Annotated in this window: 14 protein-coding genes; 5 read left to right on the top strand and 9 right to left on the bottom strand. The window is 67.5% G+C overall.

The genetic code is table 11. The features are described 5' to 3' along the window. Positions 1 to 51 precede the first annotated feature (51 nt). A complete protein-coding gene (gene aceB / locus LTA6_RS11060; protein ID WP_341973796.1) occupies positions 52 to 1,707 on the top strand; it encodes a malate synthase A in 1,656 nt (551 codons plus the stop codon). A gap of 28 nt (positions 1,708 to 1,735) precedes the next feature. Further along, positions 1,736 to 3,331: an isocitrate lyase gene (locus LTA6_RS11055; protein ID WP_407357838.1), complete on the top strand. Its 1,596-nt coding sequence runs from the start codon at positions 1,736 to 1,738 to the stop codon at positions 3,329 to 3,331. 56 nt (positions 3,332 to 3,387) lie between these two features. Here the strand turns inward: LTA6_RS11055 and LTA6_RS11050 are convergent, their stop codons facing one another. Then, complete coding sequence (locus tag LTA6_RS11050; protein WP_407357837.1) at positions 3,388 to 4,386, bottom strand: aldo/keto reductase; 999 nt, start codon at positions 4,384 to 4,386, stop codon at positions 3,388 to 3,390. Between the two features lie 68 nt (positions 4,387 to 4,454). Here LTA6_RS11050 and LTA6_RS11045 point away from each other — a divergent pair, with 68 nt between their 5' ends. Both LTA6_RS11045 and LTA6_RS11040 read left to right on the top strand, forming a co-directional pair. Further along, positions 4,455 to 5,927: a PLP-dependent aminotransferase family protein gene (locus tag LTA6_RS11045; protein ID WP_407357836.1), complete on the top strand. Its 1,473-nt coding sequence runs from the start codon at positions 4,455 to 4,457 to the stop codon at positions 5,925 to 5,927. A 75-nt stretch (positions 5,928 to 6,002) separates the two neighbouring features. Further along, on the top strand, positions 6,003 to 6,374 hold the full coding sequence (locus LTA6_RS11040; protein WP_407357835.1) for a hypothetical protein: 372 nt from the start codon (positions 6,003 to 6,005) through the stop codon (positions 6,372 to 6,374). A 37-nt stretch (positions 6,375 to 6,411) separates the two neighbouring features. On the opposite strand, the gene LTA6_RS11035 is transcribed toward LTA6_RS11040, so the two are convergent. Next, positions 6,412 to 6,915: an Lrp/AsnC family transcriptional regulator gene (locus tag LTA6_RS11035; protein WP_363551340.1), complete on the bottom strand. Its 504-nt coding sequence runs from the start codon at positions 6,913 to 6,915 to the stop codon at positions 6,412 to 6,414. A gap of 126 nt (positions 6,916 to 7,041) precedes the next feature. On the opposite strand from LTA6_RS11035, the gene ald reads away from it, so the two are divergent. Beyond that, positions 7,042 to 8,136: an alanine dehydrogenase gene (gene ald, locus LTA6_RS11030; protein ID WP_407357834.1), complete on the top strand. Its 1,095-nt coding sequence runs from the start codon at positions 7,042 to 7,044 to the stop codon at positions 8,134 to 8,136. A 58-nt stretch (positions 8,137 to 8,194) separates the two neighbouring features. Here the strand turns inward: ald and LTA6_RS11025 are convergent, their stop codons facing one another. From LTA6_RS11025 to LTA6_RS10995, 7 genes are all read right to left on the bottom strand, one after another. Then, on the bottom strand, positions 8,195 to 9,022 hold the full coding sequence (locus tag LTA6_RS11025) for a fumarylacetoacetate hydrolase family protein (RefSeq protein WP_407357833.1): 828 nt from the start codon (positions 9,020 to 9,022) through the stop codon (positions 8,195 to 8,197). Then, positions 9,022 to 9,429: a RidA family protein gene (locus LTA6_RS11020; RefSeq protein ID WP_407357832.1), complete on the bottom strand. Its 408-nt coding sequence runs from the start codon at positions 9,427 to 9,429 to the stop codon at positions 9,022 to 9,024. Before LTA6_RS11020 ends, LTA6_RS11025 begins: the two co-directional genes overlap by 1 nt. 48 nt (positions 9,430 to 9,477) lie before the next feature. Then, positions 9,478 to 11,868 (bottom strand): bifunctional salicylyl-CoA 5-hydroxylase/oxidoreductase, encoded by a 2,391-nt coding sequence (locus LTA6_RS11015; RefSeq protein ID WP_407357831.1) that lies wholly within the window; start codon positions 11,866 to 11,868, stop codon positions 9,478 to 9,480. Position 11,869: 1 nt separating this feature from the next. Next, complete coding sequence (locus tag LTA6_RS11010) at positions 11,870 to 13,531, bottom strand: AMP-binding protein (protein WP_407357830.1); 1,662 nt, start codon at positions 13,529 to 13,531, stop codon at positions 11,870 to 11,872. 30 nt (positions 13,532 to 13,561) lie between these two features. Further along, positions 13,562 to 14,428 (bottom strand): acyl-CoA thioesterase, encoded by an 867-nt coding sequence (locus LTA6_RS11005; protein ID WP_407357829.1) that lies wholly within the window; start codon positions 14,426 to 14,428, stop codon positions 13,562 to 13,564. Further along, positions 14,425 to 14,865, bottom strand: a complete 441-nt coding sequence (locus LTA6_RS11000; RefSeq protein ID WP_407357828.1) for a cupin domain-containing protein — start codon at positions 14,863 to 14,865, stop codon at positions 14,425 to 14,427. Before LTA6_RS11000 ends, LTA6_RS11005 begins: the two co-directional genes overlap by 4 nt. Positions 14,866 to 15,047: 182 nt before the next feature. Continuing rightward, on the bottom strand, positions 15,048 to 15,884 hold the full coding sequence (locus LTA6_RS10995; RefSeq protein ID WP_407357827.1) for a PaaX family transcriptional regulator C-terminal domain-containing protein: 837 nt from the start codon (positions 15,882 to 15,884) through the stop codon (positions 15,048 to 15,050). Positions 15,885 to 15,906: the final 22 nt, after the last annotated feature.

The following is a 15,906-nucleotide window of genomic DNA, read 5'->3' as shown; positions in this document are numbered from 1 at the left end:
TCAAGCCACCCGGCAGCTCAACGACTGAGTACGACCGAAAGGACTCACATCATGACCACTCCCACCGCTGCCCCGTTCACCGCGCCGATCCAGACGGCGCAGCAGGGCCCCGCGATCGAGATCACCGGCCCCGTTCGCGATCGTTATGAAGAGATCCTCACGCCCGAAGCGGTCGCCTTCCTCACCGAACTGCACCACCGCTTCACCAACCGTCGGCACGATCGCCTCGCCGACCGGATGCGCCGTCGCTTCGAGATCGGGAATGGGCACGACCCGCGCTTCCGCGACGACACCGCGCACATCCGTGAAGATGCCGACTGGCGCGTCGCCGGCGCCGGCCCCGGGCTCGAAGACCGCCGGGTGGAGATCACCGGTCCGACGGATCCGAAGATGACCATCAACGCGCTGAACTCCGGAGCTCGGGTCTGGCTCGCCGACCAGGAGGACGCCACCAGCCCCACCTGGAAGAACGTCATCGAGGGGCAGCTGTCGCTGCGCGACGCGATCCGCGGCGAACTCTCCTTCACCTCCCCCGAGGGCAAGGAGTACCGCGTCACCGCCGAGCGCACGCCGACGATCGTGATGCGACCGCGCGGCTGGCACCTCACCGAGAAGCACATGGAGTTCACCGATCGTTCCGGTCGGCGCATGGCCGCATCGGGCTCGCTCGTCGACTTCGGCCTCTACTTCTTCCACAACGCCAAGGCGCTCATCGACTCCGGCCGCGGACCGTACTTCTACATCGCCAAGATCGAGTCGAGCGAAGAGGCGAAGCTCTGGGACGACATCTTCACCTTCAGCGAGGAGTACATCGGTCTCCCCCACGGCACCATCCGTGCGACGGTCCTGATCGAGACACTGCCCGCCGCGTTCGAGATGGACGAGATCCTGTACGAGCTGCGCGATCACTGCGCAGGGCTGAACGCCGGACGCTGGGACTACATCTTCTCGATCATCAAGAACTACCGCGGGCGCGGTGCACGCTTCGTGCTCCCCGACCGCAGCGAGGTCACGATGACCGTGCCGTTCATGCGGGCCTACACCGAGCTGCTGGTGAAGACCTGCCACAAGCGAGGCGCCTTCGCGATCGGCGGCATGAGCGCCTTCATCCCGAATCGCCGCGACGCCGAGGTGACGGCCCGCGCCGTCGAGAAGGTGTCCGCCGACAAGAAGCGCGAGGCCGGAGACGGCTTCGACGGCACCTGGGTGGCGCACCCCGACCTGATCGCGACCGCGCAGGCCGAGTTCGACGCCGTGCTCGGCGACCGCCCGAACCAGGTCGATCGCCAGCGTGATGACGTGCACGTGACGGCATCCGATCTGCTGGATCTGCACATCGGGCGACCGATCACCGCGCAGGGCGTGCGCGACAACGTCTCGGTGGCGATCCGCTACCTCGAAGCGTGGCTGCGCGGGCTCGGCGCCGTGGCGATCGACAACCTCATGGAGGATGCCGCGACGGCGGAGATCAGCCGGTCGCAGGTATGGCAGTGGATCCACCAGGACCGCTCCACCGAAGACGGCACGGCGATCACCCCGGAGTACGTCGAGGGCCTCATCGCCACTGTGCTCGCTCAGGCCACGAGGTCGGCCGGCGATCGCTTCGACGACGCGGCCGACATCTTCCGCGAGGTCGCCCTGCAGGAGGAGTTCCCGACCTTCCTCACCCTGGGTGCGTACTCCCGCTACCTCGCCGAGACCGACTGACCGTTCACCCACCCACGAAGGCAATGACATGACCCAGTATCAGAACGACATCGACGCCATCCAGTCCCTGAAGGACGCGAACGGTTCCAGCTGGAACGCCATCAACGCCGAGTCCGCCGCCCGGATGCGGGCACAGAACCGCTTCCGCACCGGACTCGAGATCGCGCAGTACACGGCCGACATCATGCGCCGCGACATGGGCGAGTACGACGCCGACTCATCGATCTACACGCAGTCGCTCGGGGTGTGGCACGGTTTCATCGGGCAGCAGAAACTCATCTCGATCAAGAAGCATCTGAAGACCACGAACAAGCGCTACCTCTACCTCTCCGGGTGGATGGTCGCCGCGCTCCGTTCCGAGTTCGGCCCGCTCCCGGATCAGTCGATGCACGAGAAGACCGCGGTGCCCGCGCTGATCGAGGAGCTCTACACGTTCCTCCGCCAGGCCGATGCCCGCGAACTCGATCTGCTCTTCTCCCAGCTCGACGCGGCACGCGCCGGCGGCGACGAGACCGCGGTGGAGTTCATCCAGTCCCAGATCGACAACTACGAGACCCATGTCGTTCCGATCATCGCGGACATCGATGCCGGCTTCGGCAACCCGGAAGCGACGTACCTCCTCGCCAAGAAGATGATCGAGGCCGGCGCATGCGCCATCCAGATCGAGAACCAGGTCTCCGACGAGAAGCAGTGCGGCCACCAGGACGGCAAGGTCACGGTGCCGCACGAGGACTTCATCGCGAAGATCAACGCGGTCCGCTACGCGTTCCTCGAACTCGGCATCGACAACGGCATCATCGTGGCCCGCACCGACTCGCTCGGCGCAGGACTCACGCAGAAGCTCGCCGTCACGCACGAGCCGGGCGACCTGGGCGACCAGTACAACTCGTTCCTCGATGTCGAAGAGATCTCGGAGGACGAGCTCGGCAACGGCGACGTCGTGATCAAGCGCGACGGCGTGCTGCTGCGCCCGAAGCGCCTGGCCAGCAACCTGTACCAGTTCCGCCAGGGAACCGGTGAGGAACGCGTCGTGCTCGACTGCATCACGTCGCTGCGCAACGGCGCCGACCTGCTGTGGATCGAGACGGAGAAGCCGCATGTGGAGCAGATCGCCGGCATGGTCGACGCGATCCGCGAGGAGATCCCGAACGCGAAGCTCGTCTACAACAACAGCCCGTCGTTCAACTGGACGCTGAACTTCCGTCAGCAGGTGTACGACCTGCTCGTGGAGCAGGGCCAGGACGTCTCGGCCTACGACCGCAACGCTCTCATGAGCGTCGAGTACGACGGCACGGAGCTGGCACGGCTGGCCGACGAGAAGATCCGCACGTTCCAGCGCGACAGCTCCGCTCGCGCCGGGATCTTCCACCACCTGATCACGCTCCCGACGTACCACACGGCGGCGCTGTCGACCGATGATCTCGCGAAGGGCTACTTCGGAGACGAGGGGATGCTCGCGTACGTCAGCGGGGTCCAGCGCCGGGAGATCCGCGGAGGGATCGCCACGGTCAAGCACCAGAACATGGCCGGAAGCGACCTCGGCGACAACCACAAGGAGTACTTCGCCGGCGACGCCGCCCTCAAGGCCGGTGGCCAGCACAACACGATGAACCAGTTCGGCTGAGGTCTCTGCACAGACCCCCGTCCGCCCGGACATCCGGGCGAACGGGGGTCTGCGTGTCAGCCCTCGTCGCCGGGCTCCGCGTCGAGCCGGTCCCGCACATCATCGTCGAGAACGAGATCAGCAGCCCCCAGCGCCTCCTCCAGCTGGGCGAGGCTCGAGACACCGACGACCGGAATCACCGGTACCGCAGCGCCCAGCAGCCAGGCGAGCGCGACCTGATTCGGCGTCGCGCCGATATCGGCCGCGACCTCGTGCAGAAGCGCGCGCCTGGCGTGGCTGGTCGGGTGGTCGACGCCACCCCACAGTTGCTTGTCGAGCCGCGAGATGCCGCCCTGGTGCAGCGGGGAATAGGCGGTGATCGCGAGGGGCGGCCGTTCCGGGGTTCCGACTGATGCCGCGTAGTCGAGCAGCCCAGGGGTGACGAAGTTGTTGCGACCGTACTTCGGCGCGGGGTGCAGATAGCTGTACTGCTGCTGCACGAATCCGTATGGTGCGATTCCCTGGCGCCTGGCTTCTTCCCGCGCCTCGACGACGCGCCAGGTCGCGACGTTCGAGATGCCCGCGATTCCGATGAGGCCGTCGCGCTGCAGCTCGCCGAAAGCGGCCACCGTCTCCGCGAGGTCGGTGTCGCGGTCGTCCACATGGCCGTACAGCACGTCGATGTGATCGATGCCGAGATGCTTCGCGCTCGCTGGCGCCTGCCTGCGGATCACCTCGCTCGACAGCCCCTCGAAGTTCGTCGGCGGCGTACTCGACAGCGGCTTCGACGGGTCCTTCTGCGCGGCGCCCAGTTTCGTCGCGATGCGCAGAGAGTCGCGGTTGCCGCGTTCGGTCATCCACCGCCCGAGGAGATCCTCACTGTCTCGGCCGCTGCCACCCGCCCAGACGCTGTAGTTGTTCGCCGTGTCGATGAAGGTTCCTCCCGCCTCGATGAAGCGGTCGAGGATGGCCCTGGACGTCTCGTCGTCGGTGCGGGTTCCGAAATTCATCGTGCCGAGGCACAGCGTGGACACATCGAACGAGGTGACGCCGTCGGAGACGGTGCGGTAGTGCATGGGGTGGTCCTTTCGATCGGTGGTTCCACGCTAGAAAAAAATCGGCCCGGAGATACACTCCAATCACGATGAAGAAGACCAGACCACTTCTCGCGTGGGAGACGCTCCTCGATCTCGACGCCGGGTCGGAACCCCGCGCCGCGTGCACTTCGTTGCGGAACCGTCTCGAGCGCGCACTGCGGGCTGCGGTCGCCGAGGGGCGACTCCCGGCGGATGCTGCGCTGCCGCCCAGCCGCGTCCTGGCCGACACGATCGGAGTATCACGCTGGGTGGTGACCGAGGCGTACGGTCAACTGGTCGCCGAGGGGGTCCTCGATGCACGAATCGGCTCCGCCACCCGCGTGGCGGCTACCGCACATCCATCGGCTCTCCACACCGGACCAGAAGCGCATTCCCCCGGCCGCAGCCGCCCCCTCCCATCGTCGGTGGCCGGCATCACATCGACCCCGGCACCCCGCTTCGACCTTCGCCCGGGAATCCCGGATCTCCGTGCCACACCGAGGTCGCGCTGGGCATCCGCGCTGCGATCGGCGCTTGCGACACTGCCCGACAGCGATCTCGCGAGGGCGCATCCCTCCGGTTATCTGCCGGCCCGCGTCGCCGTCGCAGAGCATCTGAGCCGATCTCGGCACGCCGTCGCCGACCCGGAGCGCGTGCTGCTCACCCACGGCGCGAGCGACGGAATGAGCATCCTGGCCACCGAGCTGCACCGTCGCGGCCACCGCGCGATCCTGGTCGAGGATCCCAGTTGGCCTCGGCTGCGTGACATCGCGGCACGGGCCGGCCTGCGGCCGATCCCCGTTCCGGTCGACGAGGAAGGGGTCGACGCGTCCGTGCTTGCGGAGGCCGCCGCCCGCACCGGAGCCCGCGCGGCGCTCCTGACCCCGGCCCACCAGTTCCCCCTCGGAGCCGCCCTGTCGGCCGCGCGGCGGGAGCAGGTCGTGCACTGGGCGCGGGACAACGATGCGATCGTCGTCGAGGACGACTACGACGCAGAATTCCGCTACGACCGTCGACCGATCGCCGCGCTTCAACGTCTCGCCCCCGACCGCATCGCGCTGCTCGGGTCGCTGTCGAAATCCGTCTCTCCCGCTCTGGGAATCGGGTGGGCGCTCCTGCCCCCAGGCATCGACCCGCCGCCATCGACCTCGGCACCTTCGCTCGTCGATCAGGCCGCGCTGGCGCATTTCATCGTGAACGGTGACCTGGAACGACATCTGCGCGCCTCACGGATCCGGTTCCGGCGCCGTCGTGCTCGCCTGCTCGACGCGCTGCGCACCGAGCTGCCCGACCTCACTCCTTCCGGGATAGCCGCCGGGATGCATCTCCTGCTCCCTCTCCCCGCGGGGTGCGCAGCGGCCGATGTCGTGGCGATGGCGACCGCGAATCTCGCCATCACTCCGCTTCATCGCTATGCGGCAGGTGCGCGTGCGCCAGAGGCCCTCGTCCTCGGCTACGGGAATCTCGATGATGCCCTCGTCGAAGAAACCGTCGCCCGACTCGGCGCACTGATCAGAGCAGCGGCGGCACCCGCATCCTGAGTCCGTCGCCGAAGGCGACCGCATCACCTGTGGATAACTGCGACGCCGCTTCGCGGTGCGCGCTACTCTCGCGGCATGTCGAGCACCGCTGCACCGTCGCCGGAGGCGATCAGAGTTCGCCGCGCCGTGTCGATCATGTTGAGCTCCTTGACGATCGTGGCCACGATGCTGGTCCTCGCCGTCCAGACGCTCTTGCCCGGCACCGATCCCGCGGGGGCGGGCGCGGCCAGCGCGCTGATGCGGCTCTTCGAGCGTTCTTCGCCGTACTGGTTGATCCCACCCGTCGTCGCCCTCCTGCTGATCGGGCGGCTCCCCCGGCAGAGCGACCTCCACATACTCCCGGCTGCTTTCGGTACGGTTGCGCTCGGCCTGGTCGCGCTCTGCCACCTCATGCCCGCGATCATCTCCGGCGAACCGCTCCCGTTCCCGTTCCCGATGTCACCGTGACGCTCCGCTCCCGGTCAGGCATCCGAGCGTCACCGCGTCACTCGAAGGATGCGGCGACCGAATTGCGGTGATAGTCGAAGACGATGCTGGTGCGCGTCGATGCGACGCTGCTCTGTGCGGAGAGGTGCTCGAGAACGAACTCGCGCATCTGCGACGAGTCGGCGACGGCGATGTGCAGGAGGAAGTCGTCGTCACCGCCGAGGAAGAACACCTGGATGACCTGCGGCAGTACCCGCACCCGTTCGGCGAACTCGACGATGCTCTCCCGTCTCCCACTCGGGCGCAACACAACGCCGATGATCGCCTGGAGGCCGGCGCCGAGCATCCGCTCGTCGACGCTGGCGTGGAATCCGGTGATCACTCCGCGGTCGATGAGGGCGCGCAACCGGGCGTGCGCCGTCGATGGCGCGACACCGAGACGCCCGGCGAGCTCGGCGTTCGTCATCCGCCCGTCCGCCGCGAGGAGCTTCACGATCTGCGCGTCGATCGCGTCGAGGGGCGCGCCCTGAATACCATTCGGCGCTGCCGCCCCAGAAAGCATGTTCATGTGAATGATTATTCAGGAATCCCGGCTCCAACGAATGTTCTTCACTGAATCTGTTGCTGAACCGATGTTTCTGCGATCGTTTGAGAAGTACTACGCGCATACTCAGCACATGGAGGATCGATGAAGATCGGCGTACCCACAGAGGTCAAGAACAATGAGAGCCGTGTCGCCCTCACCCCGGCCGGCGCCGACCGCCTCGTCCATGAGGGTCACCGCGTGCTCGTGCAGTCGGGTGCCGGGCTGGGATCGCGCATCGACGATGACGCGTATCGGGCAGCCGGCGCGGAGATCGTGTCATCCGCCGCCGAGGCATGGGGTGAAGCCGACCTGCTGATCAAGGTCAAGGAGCCGATCGCCCAGGAGTACGGATTCCTTCGCCCCGATCTGACGCTCTTCACCTACCTGCACCTCGCTGCCGATCGGGCCCTGACGACGGCGCTCGTCGATGCGGGCACCACGGCCGTCGCCTACGAGACCGTGCAGCTGCCCGACCGCAGCCTGCCGCTGCTCGTGCCGATGAGCGAGATCGCCGGCCGCCTCTCGGTCACGATGGGCTCGTACTCGCTGATGCGGTCAGCGGGCGGACGAGGCATCCTGCTCGGCGGCATCGCCGGGACCCCTCGCGCGAAGACCGTCGTCATCGGCGGCGGCGTCGCCGGAGAGCATGCCGCGGCCAACGCCCTCGGACTCGGCTCGAAGGTCACCGTGATCGACATCTCGCTGCCGCGCCTTCGCGAGCTGGAGCATCGCTACGGCGGAGCGCTGGAGACGCGCGCCTCCAACCGCTATGACATCGCGGAGGAGCTCGCGACCGCCGACCTCGTCATCGGCTCGGTCCTCATTCCTGGGGCCGCGGCTCCGAAGCTCGTCACCGACGAAATGGTCGCCACGATGAAACCGGGCTCAGTGCTGGTGGATATCGCGATCGATCAGGGCGGATGCTTCGAGGGCTCCCGCCCGACCACGCACGACGACCCCACCTTCGCCGTGCACGACTCCATCTACTACTGCGTCGCGAACATGCCGGGCGCTGTCCCGGAGACCGCGACCCGAGCGCTCACGAACGCCACCCTCCCCTACGTCTCGGCAATCGCCGGCAAGGGCTGGGAGCGCGCCGCGGCAGAGGATGCGGCGCTGGCCAAGGGGCTCAACATCCAGGGCGGACGCATCACGCTGGAGGCCGTCGCTCAGGCGCACGGTCTCACCTTCGCCTGAGCGGGCACGACGAGGGGCCGGGGAGATCACTCCCCGGCCCCTCATCGATCCGGCGCGGCTATTCGAACCGGATGATGTTGCGGAGGGCGCCGATGCCCTCGATCGCCGTGGTCACGACGTCGCCGTCGCGAAGCCAGCGCGGCTCGTCCATGCCGAGCGCGACACCACCCGGCGTACCGGCCAGAACGAGATCCCCCGGTCGCAACGTCGTCATCTGCGACACGTAGGCGATCAGATCGGCGGCATCGAAGACCATCCCCGCGGTGTCTGCATCCTGCACGAGTTCACCATTCACATCGCAGGTGATGCGCAGGCCGTCACGCGGCTCGACATCATCGGCGGTGACCACCCACGGACCGATCGGCGTGGTGGCGTCGAAGGCCTTCCCCTGCAACCACTGCAGCGTGCGCTGCTGCCAGTCGCGCATCGAGATGTCGTTCGCGACCGTGTAGCCCAGGATCGCCGCGCTGGCGCTTTCGCGGTCCGCCCGGTGCACCTCGGAACCGACCACGACGACGAGCTCGGCCTCCCAGTCGAGACGTTCGGTGTCGTGGACGACGATCGCGTCGGTGGCTCCCGTCAGCGTGTCGGCGAACTTGGCGAACAGCGTCGGGAACTCCGGCACGGCCCGCCCCGTCTCCACGATGTGGTCGCGGTAGTTCAGGCCGCAGCAGAAGATCTTCGCCGGGCGCGGGACCGGATTCGCGAATGCCGTCTCGGCGAGATCGACGCGACCTTCCTGCCCCAGGGCGGCCTCTGCCCGTTCCCGCCAGTCCGGGTCGGAGAACAGCTCCTGGGCGTCCGCCTCGCCGAACAACACCCAGCCGGAATCGTCGCCGACGGCGGCACGTGTACCGTAACCGTGCCGCACGGTGGCGAGCCGCATCAGCCTTCCTCAGGCGCGGCGATGTGCGCGACGCCCTGGATCTCGATGAGCGCTTCAGGCTGCCAGAGCCGGGTGACGCCGATTCCGGCCATCGCGGGGTACTCCGTGCCTGCCATCTCGCGCCAGTGCCGCCCGATCTCACGTCCGTGGCGCTGGTAGCCGTCCACGTCAGTGAGGTAGATGGTGACGTCGACGAGGTCGCCGGGTGCTCCCCCTGCTGCCCGGAGGGTGGTGAGGACGTTGGAGAACGCCTGCACGAACTGCTCGACGATGCCACCGGGGACGATCTCCCCCGCAGCATCCATCGCCGTCTGCCCGCCGAGGTAGACGAATTCTCCTGCGCGGACTCCGTGCGCGAAGCCGCGCGGTTTCACGAGAGAATCCGGGTTGATGATCTGCCGCGACATGTGCGGCCTCCTTAGGTGTCAGTGCGTGCGTGTCAGTGGGAGTGCGGGTCAGCGTGCGAAGGCGTCGACTGTCGAGGGCTGCGGCGTCCAGCGACGGTGCGCCGACGTCTCCTCGACGCTCGACGAGTCGCGCACGAGCGAGAGACGCGGACGGACGGCATCCGTGCGAGCGGAAGGCGGTTTGCGTGATCCTGCACGGAACGGAGCCACCCAGTCGGCGCCGGCCCCGCGGTATCCCTGATCCGCGGCCGCATGCAGCGTCCATTGCGGATCCCACAGGTGCGTGCGTCCGAGGGCGATCATGTCGGCACGGCCGGCGAGCAGGATCGAATTGACGTCGTCATGGCTGGAGATCGCACCGACCGCGATCACGGTGACACCCGCCGCCGCCGCCACCCGGTTGCGGATCGCGTCCGCAAAGGGGGTCTGATAGCTGCGCCCGTACTGCGGGCGCTCCCCCTCGGCGATCTGGCCGGAGGAGACATCGATCGCATCGGCGCCATGCGCGATGAACGCACGGGCGATCTCGACGGCGTCATCCACCGTGTTCCCGCCCTCGATCCAATCCTCCGCGGACAGCCTGACGGTCAACGGGCGTTCGGCAGGCCAGACCGCCCGCATCGCGTCGAACACCTCGAGCGGATAACGCAACCGGTTCTCCAGCGATCCCCCGTACTCGTCGGTGCGCCGGTTGGAGACGGGAGACAGGAAGGACGAGATCAGATAGCCGTGAGCCGCGTGCAGCTCTGCGAGATCGAATCCGGCGGCGGCCGCGCGGCGGGTGGCTGCGACGAACTCGTCGCGCACGCGCGTCATCGCCTCACGGTCGATCTCCCGCGGAACCTGGTTCGCTCGTCCATACGGCAGCGCCGATGGGGCGACGGTCTCCCAGTTGCCCTCCGCGAGCGGCTGGTCGATCCCCTCCCACATGAGCTTGGTGGAGCCCTTGCGGCCGGAGTGGCCGATCTGCACGCCGATCTTCGCCGTCGACTGCCGGTGCACGTAGGAGACCACACGACTCCAGGCGTCGAGCTGCTCGTCGGTGTACAGACCGGCGCAGCCCGGCGTGATCCGCCCTTCGGACGAGACGCACACCATCTCGGTCATCACGAGCCCCGCTCCTCCCATCGCCTTGGCCCCGAGGTGGACCAGATGGAAATCGCCGGGAACGCCCTCGACCGACGAGTACATGTCCATCGGCGAGACGACGATCCGATTCTTCAGCTCCAGCCCTCCGATGCGATGCGGGCGGAACATCGCCGGCTCATCGGCCGCACGGGCGGTGAGCGGCGCACCGCGCACGATATCGGCGGCGAACTCGGGGTCGCGCACCGCGAGATTCTCCAGCGTGATCCGTCGGCTGCGTGTGAGCAGGTTGAAGGAGAACTGCAGCGGATCCTGGTCGGCGTACTGGCCGATCCGCTCGAACCATTCGAGCGACGCCTGCGCCGCGCGCTGGGTGGAGGCGACGACCGGACGGCGCTCGACCTCGTAGGCCTCGAGTGCCCGATCGAGGGAGTCGTGCTCGTGCAGGCAGGCAGCGAGCGCCAGCGCGTCTTCCATGGCGAGCTTCGTGCCGGAGCCGATCGAGAAGTGCGCCGTATGCGCCGCATCACCGAGGATAACGAGATTCTCATGGTGCCAGTGCTCGTTGCGGACGGTGGTGAAGTTCAGCCACTTCGAGTTGTTCGTCAGGACCTCGTGTCCGTCGAGGACGTCGGCGAAGAGCTCCCGGATCTTCTCGACGGAGTCGTCGTCGCTGACGCCGGGTGCGAAGACCTCGTTCTCGGTCGCGGCGAACCCGGCCGCCCGCCACACGTCCTCGTGCATCTCGATGAGGAAGGTGCTCTCCTGAGCGGAATACGGGTAGCCGTGCAACTGCATGACCCCGTGCGGCGTGTGCAGCACAGCGAAGGTGAACGCCTCGAAGACACGATCGGTTCCGAGCCACATGTACTTCGACGCTCGGCGGTCCAGATCCGGCACGAACTGTTCGGCGAACTTCGCGCGCACCCGCGAGTTCACACCGTCGGCGGCGAGTACGAGGTCGTATTCGGCCATCAGCTCAGCGGTATCCGGCGCCTCGGTGCGGAACAGGATCGTCACTCCCAGCTCGAGGCAGCGCTGCTGGAGGAGCAGCAACAGCTCCTTGCGCCCCATCGCAGCGAACCCCTGCCCGCCGACGGTGTGCGTGGTCCCGCCGAAGAGGATGTCGATGTCCGTCCAGCGGGCGAATTGCGCGCCCATCCGAGCGGCGATCACCGGGTCCGCGTTCTCGATCCCTCCGAGGGTCTCGTCACTGAAGACCACCCCGAATCCGAACGTGTCGTCCGGCGCATTGCGCTCCCAGATGGTGATGTCGTGACTGGGATCGAGCTGCTTCATGAGTGCGGCGAAGTAGAGCCCTCCGGGGCCTCCGCCGATGACGGCAACGCGCATGTCAGGCTCCTTGGGTGATGGTCTCGGCGGCCGCGGCCGCGAGAGCCGCCCGTTCGCGAAGGATGAAATGCTGCACCTTGCCGCTGGGGTTGCGAGGCAGAGCGGTGATGTACTCGACGCGGCGCGGGCACTTGTAGATGGCCAGGCGCGACTTCACGGTCTCGAGGATGCTCGCCGTGAGCTCCTCGGTGGGTTCGACGCCCTCCCTCGGCACCACGAAGGCGGCGACGATCGTGCCACGGTCCGGGTCGTCGCAGCCGATGACCGCGCACTCGAGCACGCCGGGATGGGCGAGCACCGCCTCCTCGACTTCGGGGGCGCCGACGTTGTATCCCGCAGTCACGATCATCGAGTCGTTGCGCGCGTGGAAGGTGAGGTAGCCGTCCTCATCCATCACGAAGGTGTCTCCGGTGATGTTCCACCCGTCGTGCACGTAGACCTGCTGGCGTTCATCATCGAGGTAGCGGCATCCGGTCGGGCCGATGACGCCCAGCCGTCCAGGCTCTCCCGCGCCGAGGACGCGCCCATCATCGTCGAACACCGCAGCCCGGTACCCCGGAACGGCCTTGCCTGTGGCTCCGGGGCGGATGTCGTCACCAGAGGCGGAGATGAAGACATGCAGCATCTCGGTCGATCCGATTCCATTGACCAGGCGCAGACCGCTCGCCGTTTCGACGGCCTCGAAGGTCGAGATGGTGAGGTGCTCACCGGCGGCGACGCCGAGGCGCAGCCGGCCGAGTTCATCGGCCAGCCCCTCCTTGATCACCGTTCGGTAGCCGGTCGGGGCGGTGTACAGCACGGTGATCCCGAGGGGCCGGATGAGCTTCGCCAGTTCGACGGGCGTCGCGCGCTCCACGAGCACCATCGAGCCGCCGGTACGCAGCGGGAACACGACGTTGCCTCCGAGTCCGAACGTGAAGGCGAGCGGGGCGGTGCTCGCGCTGACGTCATCCGGCGTGAGATGCAGGATGTGCTTCGCGAAGGTGTCCGCGTTGGCGAGGATGTCGCGGTGGAAATGCATCGTCACCTTGGGGACGCCGGTGGTGCCGCTGGTCGCGCCGAGCAGCGCGACGTCGTCGGCCGCGGTGTCGACGGGTGTGAACACGCCGTCCTTGGCATCGCAGGCGGAGAGGAGCGCATCCTCGTGACCTCCCGCCACGAGGATGATCGGGGCCCCAGGAAGACCGGCGAAGGCCTCTTCGGCATCCGTCAGGCCGCGATGGTCGACCACAGCGACACGGGGACGCACGCGCTCGGTGATGCCGCGCACCTCCTGCGCACGCCATGCGACCATCGTCGTGACCACGACCATGCCCGCTTTGAGGGCACCAAGCCAGCACGCCACGGTCCACGGGCCGTTCAGCATGCGCAGCATCACCCGGTTGCCCGGCACAAGACCGAGATCCTCGGTGAGCACCTGCGCGAACTGGTTCGCGCGATGCTGCAAGAGACCGTAGCTCCAGGTCGTGCCGTCGGCGAGCACGATCGCGTCGCGGTCTGCCCCGAAACGATCGATCGTCCGATCGATCAGTTCGACGGCGGCGTTCAGGCGCTCGGGATACTGGACGTCGGGGATCGTGAACTCGAGCGTCGGCCACTGATCGGCCGGGGGCAGCGCCTCACGCGCGAACGTGTCGAGGTGGGCTGAGGGGGAGAGCTGCATTGCTTGTCCCTTCGGGGAATCGGGGCTGGCTCAGAGCGGACGACCCGGGCGGATCATCCCCTCCTGAGCCACCGTGGCGACCAGACGGCCATCCATCGTGAAGAACCGGCCGAGGCCGAGGCCGCGCCCGTCCGCGATACCGGCGCTCTCCTGCGCGTAGAGCAGCCATTCATCGGCGCGGGCCGGCGTGTGGAACCACATCGCGTGGTCGAGGCTGGCAGTGATCAGTCCCTCGGCGCGCCACGGCAGACCCAGAACACGCAGTATCGGCTCGAGAATCGTGTAATCGCAGACGTAGGCGAGAGCGAGCTGATGAGTGCGCGGGTCGTCGTCGAGCCTGTCGAAAGCGCGAACCCACACCGCCTGGTGCGCCGTGCGCTCACCCTCGACCTCTGCGTAGACAGGACCAGGGACATGCCTCATGTCGAAGCTGCGCCCGTGCGACCAGTACTCGATGTCGGGTCCCTCGAGGCCCGACAATGCCTCCGCAGACGTGCGCAGCGTCTCGGGCCCCGGGACATCGGGCATCGAGGGTCCATGCTCGGGGAACTCCTCCGGCACATGGAAGGATGCCGTCGCCATGAAGGCGAGCCGGCCGTGCTGGTGCCCTCGGACGTGACGGGTGGAGAAACCACGGCCGTCACGGATCAGCTCCACGTCGTAGCGCACCGGCTCGGCGATGTCGACACCGCGGAGGAACGAACTGTGCACCGAGTGCAGCACACGGTCGCGCTCCACCGTGCGCAGCGCCGCCGCCACGCTCTGTGCCACGGTGTCGCCACCGTAGGCCTTGGGCCAAGGGACGGGCTGCGGTTGCGCCTCGAACGCGTACCCGTCCTCGCCGGACGCCACCTCGGTGAGGGCGATCGCACGATGGAAGGCGGCGGAGGTGCTCATGAGCGGCGGAAGCCCTCGAGTGTCGCGTCGTCGACCTCGGGCAGGTTGACGACGATGTTGTCCGGGGTACGAGTGGTCAGCCAGACGAGTTCGTCGGTGACCGACATGTTGGCCTCGACGTGCGGCATGAACGGCGGCACGAACACCCAGTCCCCGGCAGTCATGTCGAGGTACTCGCGATAACCCTCGCCGAAGTAGATGCGCCCCTGGCCCCGCAGCACGAATCCGCCGGTCTCCGCCTCGCCGTGGTGGTGCGGCAGCGATCGATAACCGGGATCGTTGGAGACCTGGCCGAACCAGATCTTCGTGGCCTCGGTGTGCTGAGGGCCGACGCCGGAGACACGGATGCAGCCGCCGGAGGACATGGTCTGCGTGTCCTCTTCTCCGCTGCGAGTCACTTGAGGAACCCTGTCCCAGCGCAGTTCGTTCTCGGTCATCGAAGCCCCTTCGCTCGCATCACCCGGGCGCAGCCTGCGCCGTGCCGTGGTTCCGATGAACCCGACTCAAGAAGTGTCACATGCGTGACCACCGTCACACAAGTGCAATATCGAGAAGGCCCGACGAACACCGAGAACCCCTGATCCCGCTGTGCGGGACCAGGGGTTCTTCAGGAGATCGATCAGCTCATCACGGCTGCAACGAACCGTTCCGCAGCAGGCTCCAAGCGCTGATGCAGCTCGGCGAACAGCCGCTCCGCCTCGAGGCCGACCCAGCCCTCCGGCAGCAGTTCGAGCGGGATACCGGGGTCGAGATACGTCAGTCGCCGCCACTGGGTGATGACGCCCACGTGCATGGCGAACGCCTCCTGGTCGGTCTCCTCCGCCGTCAGCACCGGCCGGAAGCCGTCGATGAAGCCCCGGTACATCGGCTCGATCGCCGGCAGATCCCACCAGCGCCGCACGGCCTGGACAAGGGGTTCATCCGACACACGATCGCCGAGGAAGAGCTCGACGTATCCGTCCAGTCCTGCGCCCCGCAACGCCGTGCGGGTCTCGTCGGCGATCCGCCCCGGCGCGATCCACAGCCCGCCGCTGACCTGGCCGAACCCGAGGCGTTGGAGCAGCTTTCGCAGCTGGTGCCGCAACGGTCGCTCCCGTTCGGGCACGCTGAACGAAGCGAGCAGCCAAGGATCCGACGCCTGGGCGCGGCGATCCTCGAAGATGCGGTGGTCTCCGGCCGAGAACACGCCCTCCAGCGACTCGGCAAGCCGATACGCGGCTCCCCCGCCGGAGCGGATGCTGACCAGCACTCCGCGCCGCTTGAGCCGTGACACCGCTGAGCGGACCGCTGAAGCATCGGCGCCGAGCACCGCCATCATCTCGATCAGATCGGCGACCTGGATCACCCCGCCATGCGCTCGCACGTAGCGCCCGAAAACCGTGACGATCAGATGCTGGGGCCGCGGGGCGGCTCCGAATGCGGCACCGGTGACGTCATCCGAGGCTTCTGGGCTCATGACGATGGAGCCTATCGGCTCA

The sequence above is a fragment of the Microbacterium sp. LTA6 genome, assembly GCF_045690355.1.
Classification (GTDB): Bacteria; Actinomycetota; Actinomycetes; order Actinomycetales; family Microbacteriaceae; genus Microbacterium.
This window is presented reverse-complemented; position numbering and strand designations above follow the sequence as displayed.

What these genes read in the sequence shown, in the direction of transcription:
- LTA6_RS11050 (WP_407357837.1), bottom strand. Translation starts at nt 4,386, where the DNA reads ATGCACTACCGCACCGTCTCCGACGGCGTCACCTCGTTCGATGTGTCC.
- LTA6_RS11015 (WP_407357831.1), bottom strand. Translation starts at nt 11,868, where the DNA reads ATGCGCGTTGCCGTCATCGGCGGAGGCCCCGGAGGGCTCTACTTCGCC.
- LTA6_RS11000 (WP_407357828.1), bottom strand. Translation starts at nt 14,865, where the DNA reads ATGACCGAGAACGAACTGCGCTGGGACAGGGTTCCTCAAGTGACTCGC.
- LTA6_RS11020 (WP_407357832.1), bottom strand. Translation starts at nt 9,429, where the DNA reads ATGTCGCGGCAGATCATCAACCCGGATTCTCTCGTGAAACCGCGCGGC.
- LTA6_RS11035 (WP_363551340.1), bottom strand. Translation starts at nt 6,915, where the DNA reads ATGCTTTCTGGGGCGGCAGCGCCGAATGGTATTCAGGGCGCGCCCCTC.
- aceB (WP_341973796.1), top strand. Translation starts at nt 52, where the DNA reads ATGACCACTCCCACCGCTGCCCCGTTCACCGCGCCGATCCAGACGGCG.
- LTA6_RS11025 (WP_407357833.1), bottom strand. Translation starts at nt 9,022, where the DNA reads ATGCGGCTCGCCACCGTGCGGCACGGTTACGGTACACGTGCCGCCGTC.
- ald (WP_407357834.1), top strand. Translation starts at nt 7,042, where the DNA reads ATGAAGATCGGCGTACCCACAGAGGTCAAGAACAATGAGAGCCGTGTC.
- LTA6_RS11010 (WP_407357830.1), bottom strand. Translation starts at nt 13,531, where the DNA reads ATGCAGCTCTCCCCCTCAGCCCACCTCGACACGTTCGCGCGTGAGGCG.
- LTA6_RS10995 (WP_407357827.1), bottom strand. Translation starts at nt 15,884, where the DNA reads ATGAGCCCAGAAGCCTCGGATGACGTCACCGGTGCCGCATTCGGAGCC.
- LTA6_RS11040 (WP_407357835.1), top strand. Translation starts at nt 6,003, where the DNA reads ATGTCGAGCACCGCTGCACCGTCGCCGGAGGCGATCAGAGTTCGCCGC.
- LTA6_RS11045 (WP_407357836.1), top strand. Translation starts at nt 4,455, where the DNA reads ATGAAGAAGACCAGACCACTTCTCGCGTGGGAGACGCTCCTCGATCTC.
- LTA6_RS11055 (WP_407357838.1), top strand. Translation starts at nt 1,736, where the DNA reads ATGACCCAGTATCAGAACGACATCGACGCCATCCAGTCCCTGAAGGAC.
- LTA6_RS11005 (WP_407357829.1), bottom strand. Translation starts at nt 14,428, where the DNA reads ATGAGCACCTCCGCCGCCTTCCATCGTGCGATCGCCCTCACCGAGGTG.